The following is a 16,942-nucleotide window of genomic DNA, read 5'->3' as shown; positions in this document are numbered from 1 at the left end:
CCAGCCTGCAAACGCCGTAGTAATGATTAACGTGAAACGTGAAAATGTATAAAATATTGTTGGTTGATAGGTGTTACTTCAGCCGTCAGGGACTGACGCACTTGCTCAATCAGAAAAATAATCTGGCTACGGCAGTGAGTATTTCAGAGACAGACAATTTACTTCTCGCCCGGGAGAAAATTATAAAATGGCAGCCCAATATGGTTATTGCCGACTTTAATAGCTTTTCAACCTCATTACATAATATCCAGCAACTTTCGACCATTTACTCCGCCTGCGGCGACACCACCCGCCTTCTTCTGCTGCAAAGCGGCCAGCACTCCCTGATTGCCGAATACTGCGCAACCCAGGGCAGCCATGACATTTGGGATAAGTCGCTATCTTTACCGGACTTAACCGCAATTATTCAGCAGACCATTGCACAACGACCGCCGTTTCGTGAAACAAAACGTCATATAACTCCGCTACTGACTTTACGCGAAGAGAGAATATTAAAACTCTGGAAGGAAGAGGCGAATAATGAATATATCGCGCGGGTAATGGATATAAGTATAAAAACAGTTTACACCTACAAGCGTAATATTCGTTTAAAACTGGGCGCGGATAATCGACTGGCGCTATTCCTGAATATTCCTGAGGCCGTTTTAGAATAGCGGCACGGTTATATTACCGTACCGCAAATCGTTATTGCTGGGCTTTAGTTGCTGCTCCAGAAATTGCATGTCCGCCGCTTTGGATATCCTCACCTACGCCGCGCGTGGTATTGCAGGCGGTCAACAAGGATGAAAGAACGACGAGAGAGAAAAACGCAGCAATGGTTTTCTTAATCATGAGCTTTTCCTTTTACCAATGTTGTTTGTGTATAGCTTGTTAAGCATAGACAAAAAACGGAGCGATGAAGGAAAAGTGAAGCGTTTTCGGAACAGAGGAAATTATTTGTTGGCCGCGCGCTCGATAGCGCCGCCGAGATGCTGCAAGTCTTCGCCGAATCCACGGGTCGTATGACAGCCCGACAGCGCAGTGGCTAACAGTGAGAGAAAAAGCATTTGTTTCAGTAAACGGTTCATCTTCCCTGCCTCACAAAGCGGCGGCGCGAGCCTGAATGCACCGCGCCGCGAACCTTCGCGAATTACTTCACGCGAGAAACGTATTCACCAGAGCGGGTGTCAACTTTGATGACTTCGCCGATCTGTACGAACAACGGAACTTTAACTACAGCGCCGGTGCTCAGGGTAGCTGGTTTACCGCCGGTACCTGCGGTATCGCCTTTCAGGCCTGGATCAGTTTCAATGATTTCCAGCTCCACGAAGTTTGGCGGAGTCACGGAAATAGGCTGGCCGTTCCACAGGGTCACGATGCACTCGGCCTGGTCCAGCAGCCATTTAGCATTTTCGCCAACGGCTTTTTCGTCCGCGGCCAGCTGCTCAAAGGTCTGGTTGTTCATGAAGTGATAGAACTCACCGTCGTTGTACAGGTAAGTCAGGTTCATATCGACAACGTCAGCGCCTTCAGCAGAGTCGGTAGACTTGAAGGTTTTCTCAACGCGGGTACCGGTCAGCAGACGACGCAGCTTAACGCGCGCGAATGCCTGGCCTTTGCCCGGTTTTACGAATTCGCTGGCTTCAACCGCGTACGGTTCGCCATCCATCATGATTTTAAGACCGGCACGGAAATCGTTGCTAGAATAAGTCGCCATAAGGCCCTCTGAAATTGTTAACTGGTAGCTTAGCCAAAAAAATGGCACACATTGTAACCCTAAATCCCCCTCACAGAGAAGATTGGTTAACGCAACTTGCCGATGTTATAACCGATCCTGATGAACTGCTGCACATTTTAAATGTAGCGGACGATGAAGAACTGCTTGCCGGGCGCGAAGCAAGGCGACTTTTCGCGCTGCGTGTGCCGCGTGCATTCGTCGCGCGCATGGAAAAAGGCAACCCGAACGATCCTTTACTGCGCCAGGTATTGACCGCAAAGCAGGAGTTCGTTGCCGCGCCAGGCTTCACTACCGACCCGCTGGAAGAGCAGCATAGCGTAGTGCCAGGCCTGCTGCATAAGTACCGCAACCGTGCCCTGCTGCTGGTTAAAGGCGGCTGCGCCGTTAACTGCCGCTACTGCTTCCGCCGCCATTTCCCGTATGCCGACAACCAGGGCAATAAGCGCAACTGGCAAACGGCGATGGGCTATATCAGCGAACACCCGGAACTGGATGAAATCATCTTCTCCGGCGGCGATCCGCTGATGGCAAAAGATAGCGAACTGGACTGGCTTATCAACGAACTGGAGGCCATTCCACACATCAAGCGTCTGCGCATTCACAGCCGATTGCCGATTGTCATTCCGGCCCGCATTACCGATGCCCTGGCAGAAAGATTTGCCCGTTCCACCTTACAAATTCTGCTGGTAAACCACATCAACCATGCGCAAGAGCTTGGCGACGAGTTCCGCAGCGGGATGGCAAAACTGCGCCAGGCTGGCGTGACGCTGCTCAACCAAAGCGTATTACTGCGCGGCGTGAACGATAATGCCCGGACTCTGGCCGACCTGAGCAATGCGCTGTTTGATGCGGGCGTGATGCCCTATTACCTGCACGTACTCGACAAAGTACAGGGGGCGGCGCATTTCATGGTGGAAGACGAAGAAGCACGGGCGATTATGCGCGAGCTGCTGACGCTGGTGTCTGGTTATATGGTGCCGAAACTGGCAAGAGAGATTGGCGGAGAGCCGAGCAAGACGCCGCTGGATTTACAGCTGCGGCAAAAGTGAGGCAAGCTACCCTCTCCCGAAGGAGAGGGTACAGGCTAAATCAGTTCGGGCATTTATAAACCTGGCCGGTCATTTTGCTGGCGGTCGGGGCAAAGCTTGAAAGCAGCGTCTGGCTCGGGCTGCTCACGCCGTACAGAACGTTACCGCCCATCTCGGCCGCATTATTACGCAGTGCATTCGCCGCGCCGCGCATAGAGCCGCCTTCATCGCCGTGCTGGCCGGACAGCCAGTTGCTCTGCTCGCCGGTCGCCGTGCCTAACAGACGGCATTCGCTCCCCGGCTTATCTTCCACGAAACGAACGCTCTGGCCGCTGGCTGTCAGCGAGTTGCCCGTGCTACATCCTGCCAGCAGCAGCGCTGCCACAACCACTCCTGATGAGACTTTCATGCGCATGTTATTCCCCGTAATCAAGGTATTGAGCCGTTATCGCCCGGTAAGACCTTATACCAGACTGTGGACAAAAGAAAAAACCCTCAGACATTTCTGACTGAGGGTTTCTTTAACACAAGGTGCTAAGGCGAATTACATCATGCCGCCCATGCCACCCATGCCGCCCATACCAGCAGCACCTAAATCAGGCGCGTCGCCTTTAGGCAGGTCGGTAACCATGCATTCGGTGGTGATCATCAGACCCGCAACGGAAGCCGCGTACTGCAGAGCAGAACGGGTTACTTTGGTTGGATCCAGAATACCCATGTCGATCATGTTGCCGTATTCTTCAGTTGCAGCATTGTAGCCATAGTTGCCGTCGCCCGCTTTCACGGTGTTAGCCACTACAGAAGGCTCTTCGCCGCAGTTCAGAACGATCTGACGCAGAGGTGCTTCCATTGCGCGCAGCGCAACTTTGATACCCACGTTCTGATCTTCGTTCTGGCCACGCAGCGCGCTCAGTTTAGACGCTACGCGAATCAGCGCAACACCACCACCGGCAACCACGCCTTCTTCTACCGCAGCACGAGTCGCGTGCAGGGCATCGTCAACGCGTGCTTTTTTCTCTTTCATTTCAACTTCGGTAGCAGCACCGACTTTGATTACCGCAACGCCGCCTGCCAGTTTCGCTACGCGCTCCTGCAGTTTTTCACGGTCGTAATCAGAGGTTGCTTCTTCGATTTGCTTACGAATCTGACCAACGCGGCCCTGAATAGCGGCCTCTTCACCCACGCCATCGATGATGGTGGTGGTGTCTTTGTTGATAACAACGCGTTTAGCCTGACCCATATCTTCCAGAGTCGCTTTTTCCAGCTCCATACCGATCTCTTCAGAGATAACGGTACCGCCGGTCAGAGTTGCGATGTCCTGCAGCATAGCTTTACGACGGTCGCCGAAGCCAGGCGCTTTAACCGCAGCCACTTTCACGATGCCGCGCATGGTGTTAACCACCAGGGTCGCCAGCGCTTCGCCTTCAACATCTTCAGCGATGATCAGCAGCGGTTTGCCTGCTTTAGCAACGGCTTCCAGCACCGGCAGCATTTCGCGGATGTTGGAGATTTTTTTGTCAGCCAGCAGGATGAACGGGCTTTCCAGCTCAACAGCACCGGTTTCCGGCTTGTTGATGAAGTAAGGAGACAGGTAGCCGCGGTCGAACTGCATACCTTCAACTACGTCCAGTTCGTCTTCCAGGCCAGTACCGTCTTCAACGGTGATAACGCCTTCTTTACCGACTTTATCCATCGCTTCAGCGATCAGTTTACCTACGGTTTCGTCGGAGTTAGCGGAGATAGTACCAACCTGAGCAATTGCTTTAGAGTCGGAGCACGGAACGGACAGCGTTTTCAGCTCTTCAACAGCGGCAACAACGGCTTTATCGATGCCGCGTTTCAGATCCATTGGGTTCATGCCAGCAGCAACGGCTTTCAGACCTTCGGTGATGATAGCCTGAGCCAGTACGGTTGCGGTGGTGGTACCGTCGCCTGCAGCGTCGTTCGCTTTAGAGGCAACTTCTTTCACCATCTGCGCGCCCATGTTTTCGAACTTGTCTTCCAGCTCGATTTCACGCGCTACGGAAACACCATCTTTGGTGATGGTCGGTGCACCGAAAGATTTATCCAGAACCACGTTACGGCCTTTAGGACCGAGGGTAACTTTCACTGCATCTGCCAGTACGTTAACGCCACGCAGCATTTTTACACGAGCGTCGTTACCGAATTTTACGTCTTTAGCTGCCATTTCTTCTATTCCTCAAATTCGTTCAGGTTCGTGCGTCAAATTACGCTTCAACAATTGCCAGGATGTCGCTTTCGGACATGATCAGCACTTCTTCGTTGTCGATTTTCTCGGACTTCACGCCGTAGCCATCGTTGAAGATAACGATGTCACCTACTTTAACGTCCAGCGGCTGCACGCTACCGTTTTCCAGGATGCGGCCTTTACCGACAGCGATGATCTCGCCACGAGTTGATTTGCCTGCTGCTGAGCCAGTCAGAACGATGCCGCCCGCAGATTTGGACTCAACTTCTTTACGCTTGACGATGACACGATCATGTAATGGACGAATGCTCATTGATAGCTCTCCTTTGAGAAAGTCAGTATCAGATATTTAGGTAACGCCGGCCCAAACGGGTTATCGGCTGGTGACCTGAGAAATGGGGATGGGCTCTCCCCCCTTCAAGGGGGGAAAACAAAAAAAACTAAAATTTAACGATCGTCGCGATGCTGGTCATCGAGACGCTTTGGTCCGTCGTCTTTACGCTGAAACTCGCCGTCGAAAGTGTTACCCCCTTCGCTACCGGCGCTAAAGCCGCCGCCCGGCATACGGGAAAAACGTAAATGCGGCATCAATTTCAGCGTCAGGTGCTTTTGCACCGGCGGCAGCAACAGCAGCAGGCCGAGGAAGTCGGTAAAGAAACCCGGCAGCAGCAGCAGGATACCGGCGATGATCAGCGAAACGCTTTTAATCATCTCGGCCGCCGGACTTTCGCCCGCCGCCATCTTCTGCTGCATCAGCATCAGGTTTTTAAAGCCCTGGTTACGCACCAGCGACAGGCCAATCACCGAAGTGAAGATAACCAGAATCAGGGTCATAAAGACCCCCATAACATGTGCCACCTGTATGAACAGCGAAATCTCGATGTACACATAAAGGAAAATGGCGATAAACGGGATCCAGCGCACCGTACGCTCCTGTAATCGGGCGAGTCCTGAAGTGGCCTCGCAAAAATGGGTTAGCAATCACGCGTAGAGGTGAAATGGCGACGAGAGCGGAAAAGATCAATGCTTGAGCGGTGAAATTTTTCTGGAAATTTTCAACTGTTGACCTATATCACATATTAATAATTGTTATGCAACGCGGCTTTTAATAAGTGATCCAGGTTACTGCTTTTCGCTATCATCAGCATATGATCACGAAAACGCGGCCGAATATGGACATAATCATCGGTCAATTAAACTCACAACCACATTTCGTGTGTGTGAATAATACAGCGCATTTATCTGCAGCTTTACTAAGAAGGTTCACATGTTAAATAACATTCGTATCGAAGAAGATTTGTTAGGTACCAGGGAAGTGCCAGCGGATGCCTATTATGGTGTTCACACTCTGCGTGCGATTGAAAACTTCTACATTAGCAACAGTAAAATCAGCGACATACCGGAATTTGTACGCGGTATGGTAATGGTAAAAAAAGCGGCGGCAATGGCGAACAAGGAACTGCAAACCATTCCGAAGAGCATCGCTAATACCATTATCCAGGCCTGTGATGAAGTTCTGAACAACGGCAAATGCATGGATCAGTTCCCGGTAGACGTTTACCAGGGCGGCGCCGGTACTTCCGTCAACATGAACACCAACGAAGTGCTCGCCAATATCGGCCTCGAACTGATGGGCCACCAGAAAGGTGAATACCAGTTCCTGAACCCGAACGACCACGTCAATAAATGCCAGTCCACCAACGACGCCTACCCAACCGGCTTCCGTATTGCGGTTTACGCCTCAATCATCAAACTTATCGACGCTATCAACCAGCTGGGCGAAGGCTTCCAGCGTAAAGCGGTTGAGTTCGCAGAAATTCTGAAAATGGGCCGTACCCAGCTGCAGGATGCCGTCCCAATGACCCTCGGCCAGGAATTCCACGCGTTCAACGTGCTGCTGACCGAAGAGACTCGTAACCTGCTGCGCACCGCGGAACTGCTGCTTGAAGTTAACCTCGGCGCAACCGCCATCGGTACTCGCCTGAATACCCCGGATGGTTACCAGCAGCTGGCGGTTCAGAAGCTGGCTGAAGTGAGCGGCCTGGCTTGCGTACCGGCGGAAGACCTGATTGAAGCAACCTCCGACTGCGGCGCTTATGTCATGGTACACAGCTCGCTGAAACGCCTGGCCGTGAAGATGTCGAAAATCTGTAACGACCTGCGCCTACTCTCTTCCGGCCCGCGTTCCGGCCTGAACGAAATTAACCTGCCGGAACTGCAGGCGGGTTCATCCATCATGCCAGCCAAAGTGAACCCGGTAGTGCCAGAAGTGGTTAACCAGGTCTGCTTCAAAGTTATCGGCAATGACACCACTGTGACCATGGCTTCCGAAGCCGGTCAGCTACAGCTGAACGTGATGGAGCCGGTTATTGGCCAGGCGATGTTCGAGTCTATCCACATCCTGACCAACGCCTGCTACAACCTGCTGGAAAAATGCATCAACGGCATCACCGCTAATAAAGAAGTGTGTGAAAGCTACGTGTATAACTCCATCGGCATCGTGACTTACCTGAACCCGTTCATTGGTCACCACAACGGCGATATCGTCGGCAAGATTTGTGCGGAAACCGGCAAGAGCGTGCGCGAAGTCGTACTGGAGCGTGGCCTGCTGACCGAAGCCGAGCTGGACGATATCTTCTCCGTCCATAACCTGATGCACCCGGCTTACAAAGCTAAGCGCTATACCGATGAAAACGAACAATAATTCATCAGCATAAACGCCAAAAGGCACGTCCAACCGGACGTGCCTTTTTCATTTCAACGGTATACGAAAACATAACAACTCATTTTCATCTCATTAAAACATCAAGGAAGCAACCATGATAGTCATCGAACTCATCATCGTGTTAGCAGCGATTTTTCTGGGGGCAAGGCTTGGCGGGATAGGCATTGGCTACGCGGGAGGGCTTGGGGTACTGGTTCTCGCGGCCATCGGCGTGAAACCTGGCAGCATTCCCTTCGACGTTATCTCTATCATCATGGCGGTTATCGCAGCCATCTCCGCGATGCAAATTGCGGGCGGCCTCGACTACCTGGTTCACCAAACCGAGAAGCTGTTACGCAAGAACCCTAAGTACATCACCATTCTTGCGCCTATTGTGACTTACTTCCTGACTATCTTCGCCGGCACCGGCAATATCTCACTGGCCACGCTGCCGGTGATTGCCGAAGTCGCCAAAGAACAGGGCATTAAACCCTGCCGCCCGCTCTCGACGGCCGTGGTCTCTGCCCAGATAGCCATTACCGCCTCACCAATTTCCGCCGCGGTGGTTTACATGTCTTCGGTGATGGAAGGCCACGGCGTCAGCTATATTCATCTGCTGTCGGTCGTGATTCCGTCCACGCTGCTGGCGGTGCTGGTGATGTCATTCCTGGTGTCTATTCTGTTCAACTCCAAACTCTCTGACGACCCGGTTTATCTGAAACGCCTGGAAGAAGGCCTGATTGAGCTGCGCGGCGACAAGCAGATTGAAATTAAACCACGCGCCAAAACCTCCGTCCTCCTCTTCCTGTTGGGCGTGGTTGGCGTGGTTATCTATGCCATCGTCAACAGCCCGAGCCTGGGCCTGGTGGCAACGCCGCTAATGAACACCACCAACGCGATTCTGATTATTATGCTGGCCGTCGCCACGCTGACAACGGTCATCTGCGGCGTGGAAACGGAAAGCATCCTGAATTCCAGCACCTTCAAGGCCGGTATGAGCGCCTGTATTTGTATCCTCGGCGTTGCGTGGCTGGGCGATACTTTTGTTGCCGCTAACATCGACTGGATCAAAGAGACGGCGGGCAGCGTTATCCAGGGGCATCCGTGGCTGCTGGCGATAATCTTCTTCTTTGCCTCGGCCCTGCTTTACTCCCAGGCCGCCACCGCGAAGGCACTGATGCCGATGGCGCTGGCTCTTAACGTATCGCCTTTAACCGCAGTGGCCTCTTTTGCCGCCGTCTCCGGCCTGTTTATCCTGCCAACCTACCCAACCCTGGTTGCGGCGGTGCAGATGGACGATACCGGCACGACCCGCATCGGCAAATTTGTCTTCAACCACCCGTTCTTTATTCCCGGCACGATGGGCGTAGTGCTGGCGGTATGCTTCGGCTTCCTGATAGGTAGCGTGCTGCTGTAAATCTCCTCAAAGACGGGTCGTAATTCGGCCCGTCTTCTCCTCCTCATGCTATAGTCGATGCCATTTCCTCCCGTAATGAGGTTTGTGATGTCGATGACTCAGGCTGTAGTTGTACTCTGTACCGCACCGGATGAAGCCAGCGCTCAGGACCTGGCGGCTAAAGTTTTGGCCGAGAAGCTTGCGGCATGCGTTACGCTGCTGCCGGGCGCAACCTCGCTCTATTATTGGGAAGGGAAACTGGAGCAGGAGTACGAAGTACAAATGCTGCTGAAAAGCGACGTGGAGCACCAGGAAGCGCTGCTTGCCTGCCTGAAATCCCACCACCCTTATCAAACTCCAGAATTACTGGTTCTGCCAGTTGCACATGGAAACAGTGAATATCTCTCATGGCTTTACGCATCCTTACGCTAGTCCTGCTGCTTTGTAGCTCGCAGGCCTTCGCCGGGCTTTTTGACGGCCAGAATAAAACCCAGTTTGTGCCGGTGGATCAGGCCTTTGCCTTTGATTTCCAGCAGTCCGAACACCAGCTCACCCTTAACTGGCAGATAAAACCCGGCTATTACCTTTATCGCCAGCAGATCAAAGTCCAGCCCGCCAGCGCCGACATTGCGCCGCTTAGCGTCCCCAAAGGCAGCTGGCATGAAGACGAGTTCTACGGCAAAACGGAGATCTTTACCGACCAGCTTTCCCTGCCGGTAACGATAAATTCCGCCAGCAAAGGTTCAACGCTAAGCGTGACCTACCAGGGCTGCGCCGAAGCAGGGTTCTGCTATCCACCGGAAACTCGCGTTGTGCCGCTGAGTGCGGTAGCTCCCCTGGCTCAATCTGACTCTGCAAATTCTTCCCGTATCTCCCCTCCGGGAGATGAGGCCAATATTTCTTCCCCCCTCTCCCCTCCTGGGGAGAGGGCCGGGGTGAGGGGCACAGACAACTCCGCCCCCTCATCGCTCCCCTTCTCTTCGCTATGGGCATTCCTGATAGGGATCGGCATCGCCTTTACTCCCTGCGTGCTGCCGATGTACCCGCTTATCTCCGGCATCGTGCTGGGAGGTAAACAGCGGCTTTCAACCGCCAGAGCGCTGCTGCTGGCCTTTGTCTATGTGCAGGGCATGGCGTTGACGTATACCGCCCTCGGCCTGGTCGTTGCCGCTGCCGGGCTACAATTCCAGGCCGCGCTACAGCATCCTTACGTGCTTATCGGCCTGTCGGCGCTGTTTATCCTGCTGGCCGCCTCGATGTTCGGCCTGTTTACTCTGCAACTGCCCTCCTCGCTTCAGACCCGCCTTGCGCTTATCAGCAACCGTCAACAGGGCGGTTCGGCAGGCGGCGTCTTTGCCATGGGCGCGCTGGCCGGGCTTATCTGCTCGCCGTGCACGACTGCGCCACTCAGCGCCATCCTGCTGTACATCGCCCAGAGCGGGAACATGTGGCTCGGCGGCGGCACGCTTTACCTCTATGCCCTCGGCATGGGCCTGCCGCTGATCCTCATCACCGTCTTTGGCAACCGGCTGCTGCCGAAAAGCGGCCCGTGGATGGAAAGCGTTAAAACCGCGTTTGGCTTCGTGATCCTCGCCCTGCCGGTCTTCCTTCTGGAGCGTGTACTGGGCGACATTTGGGGCCTGCGCCTCTGGAGCCTGCTCGGCGTGGCATTCTTTAGTTGGGCCTTTATTACCAGCCTGGGTGCGAAAAAATCGTGGCTACGTGTACTGCAAATCGCCCTACTTGGCGCCGCGCTGGTTTGCGTTCGCCCGCTACAGGACTGGGCGTTTGGTGCACCTGCGGCCACGCAGAATACTCCGCACCTTAGCTTTAATCAGATAGCCACCGTTGAACAGCTGGACCAGGCACTGGCGAACGCTAAAGGCAAGCCGGTAATGCTCGACCTTTATGCAGACTGGTGCGTGGCCTGTAAAGAGTTCGAAAAATACACCTTTAGCGATCCTCAGGTGCAAAGCGCGCTATCTGGCACCGTTTTACTTCAGGCCAACGTGACGGCAAACAACGCCGCCGATAAGGCTTTGTTGAAGCATCTACAGGTGCTTGGCCTGCCGACAATTTTGTTCTTTGACGCCAACGGCAAGGAGCAACCGGCGGACCGCGTAACCGGCTTTATGGATGCAAAGGTGTTTAGCGAGCATTTGCACAATCGCAGGCAGTAAACAACACTTAACCCGTTGGGAAACGTAAGGAGAAGACCGTGCAACGCGAAGAAGTTTTAGAGCACGCCCTGCATGTCCTTGAACGAGAAGGCATAGCCAGCACGACGCTGGAGATGGTGGCCGCCGAGGCCGATTATCCTGTCGACAAGATCCGTCAGTTCTGGCCGGACGGCGAAGCCATGCTGTACGACGCCCTGCGTTATCTCAGCTCGCAGGTGGATGTCTGGCGCCGCCAGCTGATGTTGGATGAGGAAATGTCTCCTGAGCAGAAGTTGCTGAGGCGCTACCAGGCGCTGGCCGAATGCGTCAATAACCAGCGCTACCCCGGCTGTCTGTTTATTGCCGCCTGCACTTTCTACCCTGACCCAACGCATCCGATCCATCAGCTCGCGGATCAGCAGAAAAAGGCGGCCTGGGAGTACACTCACGAGCTGCTAACCCAGATGGAAGTGGACGACCCGACCATGGTTGCGCACCAGATGGAGTTAGTATTAGAAGGCTGCCTGAGCAAGCTATTGGTCAAACGTAGCCAGGCAGACATCGACACGGCCCGCACGCTGGCAGAAGACATTCTGCGCTTTGCGCTGTGCCGCCAGGGCGGTGCCTTAACCTGAAGCTGCACTTTTTAGCCGCTCTGAATGAAAAGCAGCCAATCAGCATGGTTTCAGCTATTTTTTATGACAAAGCCGTTGACGCCTAACGGCCTTTACGGTTTAATGCCGCCCGTTGCCCGGATAGCTCAGTCGGTAGAGCAGGGGATTGAAAATCCCCGTGTCCTTGGTTCGATTCCGAGTCCGGGCACCACTATTTAAAGAAACCAGCCTACGGGCTGGTTTTTTGCTTTCTGGCGTCTGGCCTCTTCATCGAACTAAAGTTCGGTTACTCGTATCATCCTGATACTCGCCCTTCGGGCCAGCGCAAGCACTGTTCAAAAACGTTCCCGACGTTTTTGTACTCATCTCATCCTGATACTCGCCCTTCGGGCCCGCGCAAGCACTGTTCAAAAACGTTCCCGACGTTTTTGTACTCATCTCATCCTGATACTCGCCCTTTGGGTCAGCGCAAGCGCTGTTCAAAAACGTTCCCGACGTTTTTGTCCGAGTCCGGGCAGCATTATTTAGAGAAACCAGCCTACGGGCTGGTTTTTTGTTTTTAGATTTTTATCTAAAATTTACGTTATCTGGCCAAGAAGACTTAAACAGAAATTATCAGTCAGATATCCCCTGATCTCACAAATCAGGAATAAAACCTTCTTCCCTCAGTACCTTAATCACCCCACGAATCAGATATGAGTTCGAAAACTTCGCCGTATAGATGCGAGCACCTTCTTCTACAGGCTGGAGTAATCCCCGCTCAATCAGCTTACCTAGCTGATAGGTCACCTGCGTCGGTTTAAGGTCAGGTAAAACGGTGCGGAGATCGCCTGCTTTTATCGTCCCCAGCTCAACTGCACGTTTCAGAACTTTCGATTCCAGCAAATTTATCAGTCCTCTCTCCAGCGAAAAGTCGATAGCCGGGTACAGGATTTTTTTGCTCAGGAAAGCATTATTTGTCAGTTGATCGACTTTCTTCAGCTCAGATGAGATCCCCGAAAGGACATATAAGCACCATTCCTCCAGCCCCCGATCGGTTCCCTTATCGGCTAACGAAAGCATGGCGTAATAACGTTCGCGATCGTTACAGAATACCACTGTCGGATTAAGTACCCTGCCACCCGCCTGAACATTAAAACCATATTTGATCAGTAACGCATACGTCAGCAATCTGACCGTGCGGCCATTGCCATTACCAAATGGATGTATCCAGCCAAAACGGTGATGTACCAGCGCAATCTTCATCAGATCATACTTTGGCTTGTCGGCACGATTAATAAAAGCGGTCAGTTCCATCATATAATCAGGAACACGGATGTGATCCGGAGGAAAATGATCGGACTGGGCGATACTAACGTTATGTTGTCGATATGCACCGGGCGTTTTATCGCCCTCCTGTTGCAGCCCCACAACTGCCAGGCTATGTAACTCGCGGATAAAATATTCCGTTATCTCATCGCCATTGCTCAGGTATTCGTCAATGAACTCCATCGCGGCTTCAATATTGTTGATTTCTTTGAGCTGGTCTGTGGAACTCTGTGTTCCTTCAACCTTGCTTTCAACATAGTCGGCAAGTGTCGTGTGATTCCCCTCGATCCTCGCAGAACCCAAGCTCTCCAGCATGTGGAAAACGGCTTTCAACTGCGCAAACAGAATAGGGTGGACATCCGTTTCCAGCCTCAGATGCCGTAGTAACTCCAGTTCCGTCAGCGCATCGACCAAAGGGGAGTCAAAACTAGGGTTCAGAAGCGAGAGTTCAAAGTGATTAAATTGAGCCATGATGTTTAACCATCTCAACTTGCTTATAGCAACATCTCAAAAGTTTAGCAAAAATCTCAATATAATCTATGAATTAGATTTTTTGTAATTCCACATTATATCAAATCCTTCCAGCCCACTTATCTGATTTATCTTGCGAGGCCAAATAAACACAGGTCCACGCTAAAGGCGGTCAGACATTTTTTCGCACGATCGTCGGAAGAGAGCATGGGTTAACATTCTTTTTGACGGCCAAAAAGGCCAAAGGCGAGAACAGAAACGGCGGATGGAACTAACTAAGCCAAAAATTCAGCGCGATAACGCCGCAGGTTATCAGCAGGGAGAGGATTAACTCGAAACTGTAGCGTCGCAACATTATCTGCACTCCAGAAAGAAACATCCGGCAAGCCGGGTGTCTGGCTCGGTGGCAAACAGGTAAAAAACGGGATTTTTACCTGTTTGGGGTAAAGCAGAAGACACCCTTCTTTGCGTTTTTCCGCAGGCGATAAATACGTTCCAAACGTCGTTATTTATCCCTAATAAAACACCCGGCAAGCCGGGTGTTCGTGTTAACGCTTTAAGCTACCGGGGTTGCCCCGTTAAACTTATGCTGCTGGCTGAGCAGCTGGTTTCACAGCAGCTTTATGGTGTTTCTTAACGTGTTTTTTAGCAGCCTGAGCCTTCTGAGCGGCAGCCGGTTTTACTGCTTTTTTGTGGTGCTTTTTGGCAGCCTGAGCTTTCTGCTCGGTCGCTGGCTTAGCGGCTTTTTTATGGTGCTTTTTAGCAGCCTGGGCTTTCTGAGCGGCAGCTTTTTTGTGTTTCTTATGGTGCGTTACTTTTGCAGCAGGTGCTTTAGCGGCAGCTGGCGCAGCGGCGGTAGTTGCCGGAGCAGCAGCCGGAGCGGTAGCAGTAGTGTCAGCAGCGAAAGCGGCAGAAGACAGACCCATAGCAGCGGCAACAACCAGAGCTAATACTTTTTTCATTTCGACATCCTCGAATTTATTTGAGTGTTAACCCCACTGCGGGGCCGTTGAAATGAACTATAGGCCTGCCGACAAAACTCTTCAGTGAGTGATTGGTATCGGCGTGTAATGAAATGTACAACAAAGAATGGCATCGCTTTTAGCCGTACTCTCAAGTAACAAAATCATTTATCACTCTGCCATACAAGCCTGCAAAAAATCCCTCTTACATCTGCACCGCTAAGTGTCCACTAGGATCAAAACCGGAACGATATGGCGAATTGGCACTAGCACTATCCGCTGAGAAGAGATCCATAGAAAAAAGATATATTAAAAAGTATGACTGGCAACGGCTATTCTGGGTTAACGAATTAAGTTTCTATGCTCTGCGAAAGCCCGTTATCACGGTTAAGACGTTTCCCAACTGGTGCGGACTGACACTGCTGAACGTAGATGGCATAGCCCAGTGGACACAGGATACGCCAGTCGCCCCTGCCCTTATCTGCAGTCTGCCTGATGGAGCCAACCAGTCACCTGTTAACGACTGCGGCCTTTGGCACCACCAAGGAAAGTGAATATATGCCAGCAGAGCAGTTGATAGAGCTGATCGGGGATAACACAGTGACATAAATTGATAAAGTATTCTATTCTCTGGGGCTTCTGAATGCATGGAACTAAGCGGGTGAACAGCGCCCCTGAAAAAAGGAGCGAAGTATGAAGAAGTCAGTAAGCTGGGCAAAGGTGACCATCTGGTGAAACTGAACACCACGCCACGGGGCGAAGAAGAAGTGGCCGGAGTTGGGCAAGAAAATAACGCCCCAATTGATGACGTTCACCCGCAAAGGAAAAATCTGCCATCTGTTGACCTCAATGATAGACGCGATGCGTTATCCGGGCAGGGAGATAACAGAGCCGTGTACACTCCCCTGCGAAATAGAGCTGGAATACAGGGAAATCAAACAGACGATGATGCAGAGCAGACTCTCTCTGCAGAGTAAAACCGGAGATTGTGGAGCAGTAGCTGCGGGGAAGCGTTGCTGCCAGACAATCTTGTGCGTTATCAGATGATAAAAATGGCGGGTAGATCGAAAGGTTACTGGCCAAATCAGTTGATCTTCTCAGAGTCTCGTAGTTTGGTAACACGAAAACTGATGACATTACAGGGAGCGTCGCCTAGGCGTATCCCGGAGTTGCTACGGAGTCTGGAGAGGATAGCGTATATGGTAAGGCTATCAGCACGAAGAGAAAGGGTGTTTCCGAAAGTGGTTAGGGAAGAACCCTATAAGTACAAAAAAGCGAAAAAAAGCCAGTCAGTTGCTTAACTGACTGGGATTATACCCGAAGGGTCGTTTTTTGTTTACATGACAAAAATTACATCGATCATGCACTCAAGCCAAGATCATACACATCTCAACTATTCTGCCCTGCATCCATAATGGATTTAAGAAGATTTCCACCACTTGTTTTAGATAGCTTTGAGTTGCCACAGTTAGATATTTTTGCGCTTCTATTTAAGGATGTTAACAGAACTTCTATTTCTTTAATTCTATTCACTGATGTCTTACAATTAATAAATGTATTGTTTAAATTGGATGTTATCGTGTGAATTAAGTCCTTCTTCTCTTCAATCTCTTCTCTTGCTGCTTCAAGGAGTATTTTTGTTATATCATGTTCATTTTTTTCTTTATTATATGGACTAGACGAATCCATATATATAATTATATGATCACGACCTATGGATACTAAACCCAAAATAAGAGCAAGGACTGCGTATGTAATAGATAGACTTAACTTCCCCTGATTAACAGTCTCAGTAGAAATTTTTATCACCACGAAGGATATACCAGCCTGAATAACCGCATAAAAAAGAGTAAGGATCTTCCCTGTATACTTCATTTTTAAAAAATCACCAACCGACATCATAAACACCTCGAATTATGATATAGTCTTGTGAAGAATACCCTTTTCAGTCATCCTCGTTGAGAACAAGTCTGGCGCAAAAGAAATCATATCAATAGCTGGATTGATCACATCATCTAATACATCCCCTTTAAGATAAGGCATCTCAAAACTGAAATTAATCATTATATCCTTACCTTTTACATCATTCAGACAAATTTTTATCGACGGTATCATCTTATTTGATGAATTAACAATCTCAAGAATATCACTACGAATTATTTTTTTTATTTTCGCAGTATATATGAATTGAAATCTTATAGATATATAACTCCACGCCCCCCCGCTTACATTCATGAAGGAATAAATCATACCATCCCTAATGAATTTACCGACAATTCTTCGCATTTTCTCATCACCATCAACACATTCATCTTTTATTATTTCAACGTTTGTGTTCTTAGAGTTTTCTTCTAACAATTTTTTTATCATAACA

At 50.9% G+C, this 16,942-nt stretch carries 19 protein-coding genes, 1 tRNA gene and 1 pseudogene; 9 read left to right on the top strand and 12 right to left on the bottom strand.

Annotated elements, in window-relative coordinates:
- The first annotated feature begins 44 nt into the window (after positions 1-44).
- Complete coding sequence (locus HMPREF0201_RS00860; protein WP_016517546.1) at positions 45-653, top strand: response regulator transcription factor; 609 nt, start codon at positions 45-47, stop codon at positions 651-653.
- A 31-nt stretch (positions 654-684) separates the two neighbouring features.
- Here the strand turns inward: HMPREF0201_RS00860 and ecnB are convergent, their stop codons facing one another.
- From ecnB to efp, 3 genes are all read right to left on the bottom strand, one after another.
- Positions 685-831: a lipoprotein toxin entericidin B gene (gene ecnB, locus HMPREF0201_RS00855; protein WP_016517545.1), complete on the bottom strand. Its 147-nt coding sequence runs from the start codon at positions 829-831 to the stop codon at positions 685-687.
- A gap of 101 nt (positions 832-932) precedes the next feature.
- Positions 933-1,067 carry an entericidin A/B family lipoprotein gene (locus HMPREF0201_RS00850; protein WP_016517544.1) on the bottom strand — a complete coding sequence of 45 codons (135 nt, stop codon included), beginning with the start codon at positions 1,065-1,067 and terminating at the stop codon, positions 933-935.
- 62 nt (positions 1,068-1,129) lie between these two features.
- Positions 1,130-1,696: an elongation factor P gene (gene efp / locus HMPREF0201_RS00845; protein WP_016517543.1), complete on the bottom strand. Its 567-nt coding sequence runs from the start codon at positions 1,694-1,696 to the stop codon at positions 1,130-1,132.
- A gap of 41 nt (positions 1,697-1,737) precedes the next feature.
- Here efp and epmB point away from each other — a divergent pair, with 41 nt between their 5' ends.
- A complete protein-coding gene (epmB, locus tag HMPREF0201_RS00840) occupies positions 1,738-2,766 on the top strand; it encodes an EF-P beta-lysylation protein EpmB (protein WP_016517542.1) in 1,029 nt (342 codons plus the stop codon).
- A gap of 40 nt (positions 2,767-2,806) precedes the next feature.
- On the opposite strand, the gene HMPREF0201_RS00835 is transcribed toward epmB, so the two are convergent.
- From HMPREF0201_RS00835 to HMPREF0201_RS00820, 4 genes are all read right to left on the bottom strand, one after another.
- A complete protein-coding gene (locus tag HMPREF0201_RS00835) occupies positions 2,807-3,178 on the bottom strand; it encodes a DUF4156 domain-containing protein (protein WP_262360750.1) in 372 nt (123 codons plus the stop codon).
- Between the two features lie 111 nt (positions 3,179-3,289).
- The gene (gene groL, locus HMPREF0201_RS00830) at positions 3,290-4,933 is read right to left on the bottom strand and encodes a chaperonin GroEL (RefSeq protein WP_016517540.1); all 1,644 of its coding nucleotides are present in this window, start codon (positions 4,931-4,933) and stop codon (positions 3,290-3,292) included.
- Between the two features lie 40 nt (positions 4,934-4,973).
- Positions 4,974-5,267 carry a co-chaperone GroES gene (locus HMPREF0201_RS00825; RefSeq protein ID WP_008453772.1) on the bottom strand — a complete coding sequence of 98 codons (294 nt, stop codon included), beginning with the start codon at positions 5,265-5,267 and terminating at the stop codon, positions 4,974-4,976.
- A 134-nt stretch (positions 5,268-5,401) separates the two neighbouring features.
- Positions 5,402-5,878, bottom strand: a complete 477-nt coding sequence (locus HMPREF0201_RS00820; RefSeq protein WP_016517539.1) for an FxsA family protein — start codon at positions 5,876-5,878, stop codon at positions 5,402-5,404.
- Between the two features lie 343 nt (positions 5,879-6,221).
- Between HMPREF0201_RS00820 and aspA the strand changes: the two genes are divergently transcribed.
- From aspA to HMPREF0201_RS00790, 6 genes are all read left to right on the top strand, one after another.
- On the top strand, positions 6,222-7,658 hold the full coding sequence (aspA, locus tag HMPREF0201_RS00815; protein ID WP_016517538.1) for an aspartate ammonia-lyase: 1,437 nt from the start codon (positions 6,222-6,224) through the stop codon (positions 7,656-7,658).
- 115 nt (positions 7,659-7,773) lie between these two features.
- Positions 7,774-9,075: an anaerobic C4-dicarboxylate transporter gene (locus tag HMPREF0201_RS00810; RefSeq protein ID WP_016517537.1), complete on the top strand. Its 1,302-nt coding sequence runs from the start codon at positions 7,774-7,776 to the stop codon at positions 9,073-9,075.
- 87 nt (positions 9,076-9,162) lie between these two features.
- Complete coding sequence (gene cutA / locus HMPREF0201_RS00805; RefSeq protein WP_039897826.1) at positions 9,163-9,486, top strand: divalent cation tolerance protein CutA; 324 nt, start codon at positions 9,163-9,165, stop codon at positions 9,484-9,486.
- Entirely contained in the window at positions 9,462-11,234 is a 1,773-nt protein-coding gene (locus HMPREF0201_RS00800; protein WP_016517535.1) for a protein-disulfide reductase DsbD, read from the top strand. The genes cutA and HMPREF0201_RS00800 overlap by 25 nt, the downstream gene beginning before the upstream one ends.
- Before the next feature lie 38 nt (positions 11,235-11,272).
- The gene (locus tag HMPREF0201_RS00795; protein ID WP_016517534.1) at positions 11,273-11,848 is read left to right on the top strand and encodes a transcriptional regulator; all 576 of its coding nucleotides are present in this window, start codon (positions 11,273-11,275) and stop codon (positions 11,846-11,848) included.
- A 114-nt stretch (positions 11,849-11,962) separates the two neighbouring features.
- Positions 11,963-12,038, top strand: a tRNA-Phe gene (locus HMPREF0201_RS00790).
- A gap of 425 nt (positions 12,039-12,463) precedes the next feature.
- On the opposite strand, the gene HMPREF0201_RS00785 is transcribed toward HMPREF0201_RS00790, so the two are convergent.
- The 3 genes from HMPREF0201_RS00785 to asr all read right to left on the bottom strand — a co-directional run bounded on the left by HMPREF0201_RS00785 (position 12,464) and on the right by asr (position 14,568).
- Positions 12,464-13,606, bottom strand: coding sequence for a Fic family protein (locus HMPREF0201_RS00785; RefSeq protein ID WP_016517533.1), 1,143 nt, complete (start codon positions 13,604-13,606; stop codon positions 12,464-12,466).
- Positions 13,607-13,877: 271 nt separating this feature from the next.
- Complete coding sequence (gene ydgU, locus HMPREF0201_RS23565; RefSeq protein ID WP_455423512.1) at positions 13,878-13,961, bottom strand: small membrane protein YdgU; 84 nt, start codon at positions 13,959-13,961, stop codon at positions 13,878-13,880.
- Between the two features lie 229 nt (positions 13,962-14,190).
- Positions 14,191-14,568 (bottom strand): acid resistance repetitive basic protein Asr, encoded by a 378-nt coding sequence (asr, locus tag HMPREF0201_RS22305; protein WP_016517532.1) that lies wholly within the window; start codon positions 14,566-14,568, stop codon positions 14,191-14,193.
- Positions 14,569-14,966: 398 nt separating this feature from the next.
- Between asr and HMPREF0201_RS23270 the strand changes: the two are divergent.
- Positions 14,967-15,869 (top strand): annotated as a pseudogene (locus HMPREF0201_RS23270) (IS4 family transposase); the annotation flags it as partial.
- Positions 15,870-15,957: 88 nt separating this feature from the next.
- Here the strand turns inward: HMPREF0201_RS23270 and HMPREF0201_RS00770 are convergent.
- Both HMPREF0201_RS00770 and HMPREF0201_RS00765 read right to left on the bottom strand, forming a co-directional pair.
- Entirely contained in the window at positions 15,958-16,467 is a 510-nt protein-coding gene (locus tag HMPREF0201_RS00770) for a hypothetical protein (protein WP_039897823.1), read from the bottom strand.
- 15 nt (positions 16,468-16,482) lie between these two features.
- Complete coding sequence (locus HMPREF0201_RS00765) at positions 16,483-16,938, bottom strand: hypothetical protein (protein ID WP_016517527.1); 456 nt, start codon at positions 16,936-16,938, stop codon at positions 16,483-16,485.
- Between the last annotated feature and the right edge of the window lie 4 nt (positions 16,939-16,942).

Source organism: Cedecea davisae DSM 4568 (genome assembly GCF_000412335.2).
Classification (GTDB): domain Bacteria; phylum Pseudomonadota; class Gammaproteobacteria; order Enterobacterales; family Enterobacteriaceae; genus Cedecea; species Cedecea davisae.
This window is presented reverse-complemented; position numbering and strand designations above follow the sequence as displayed.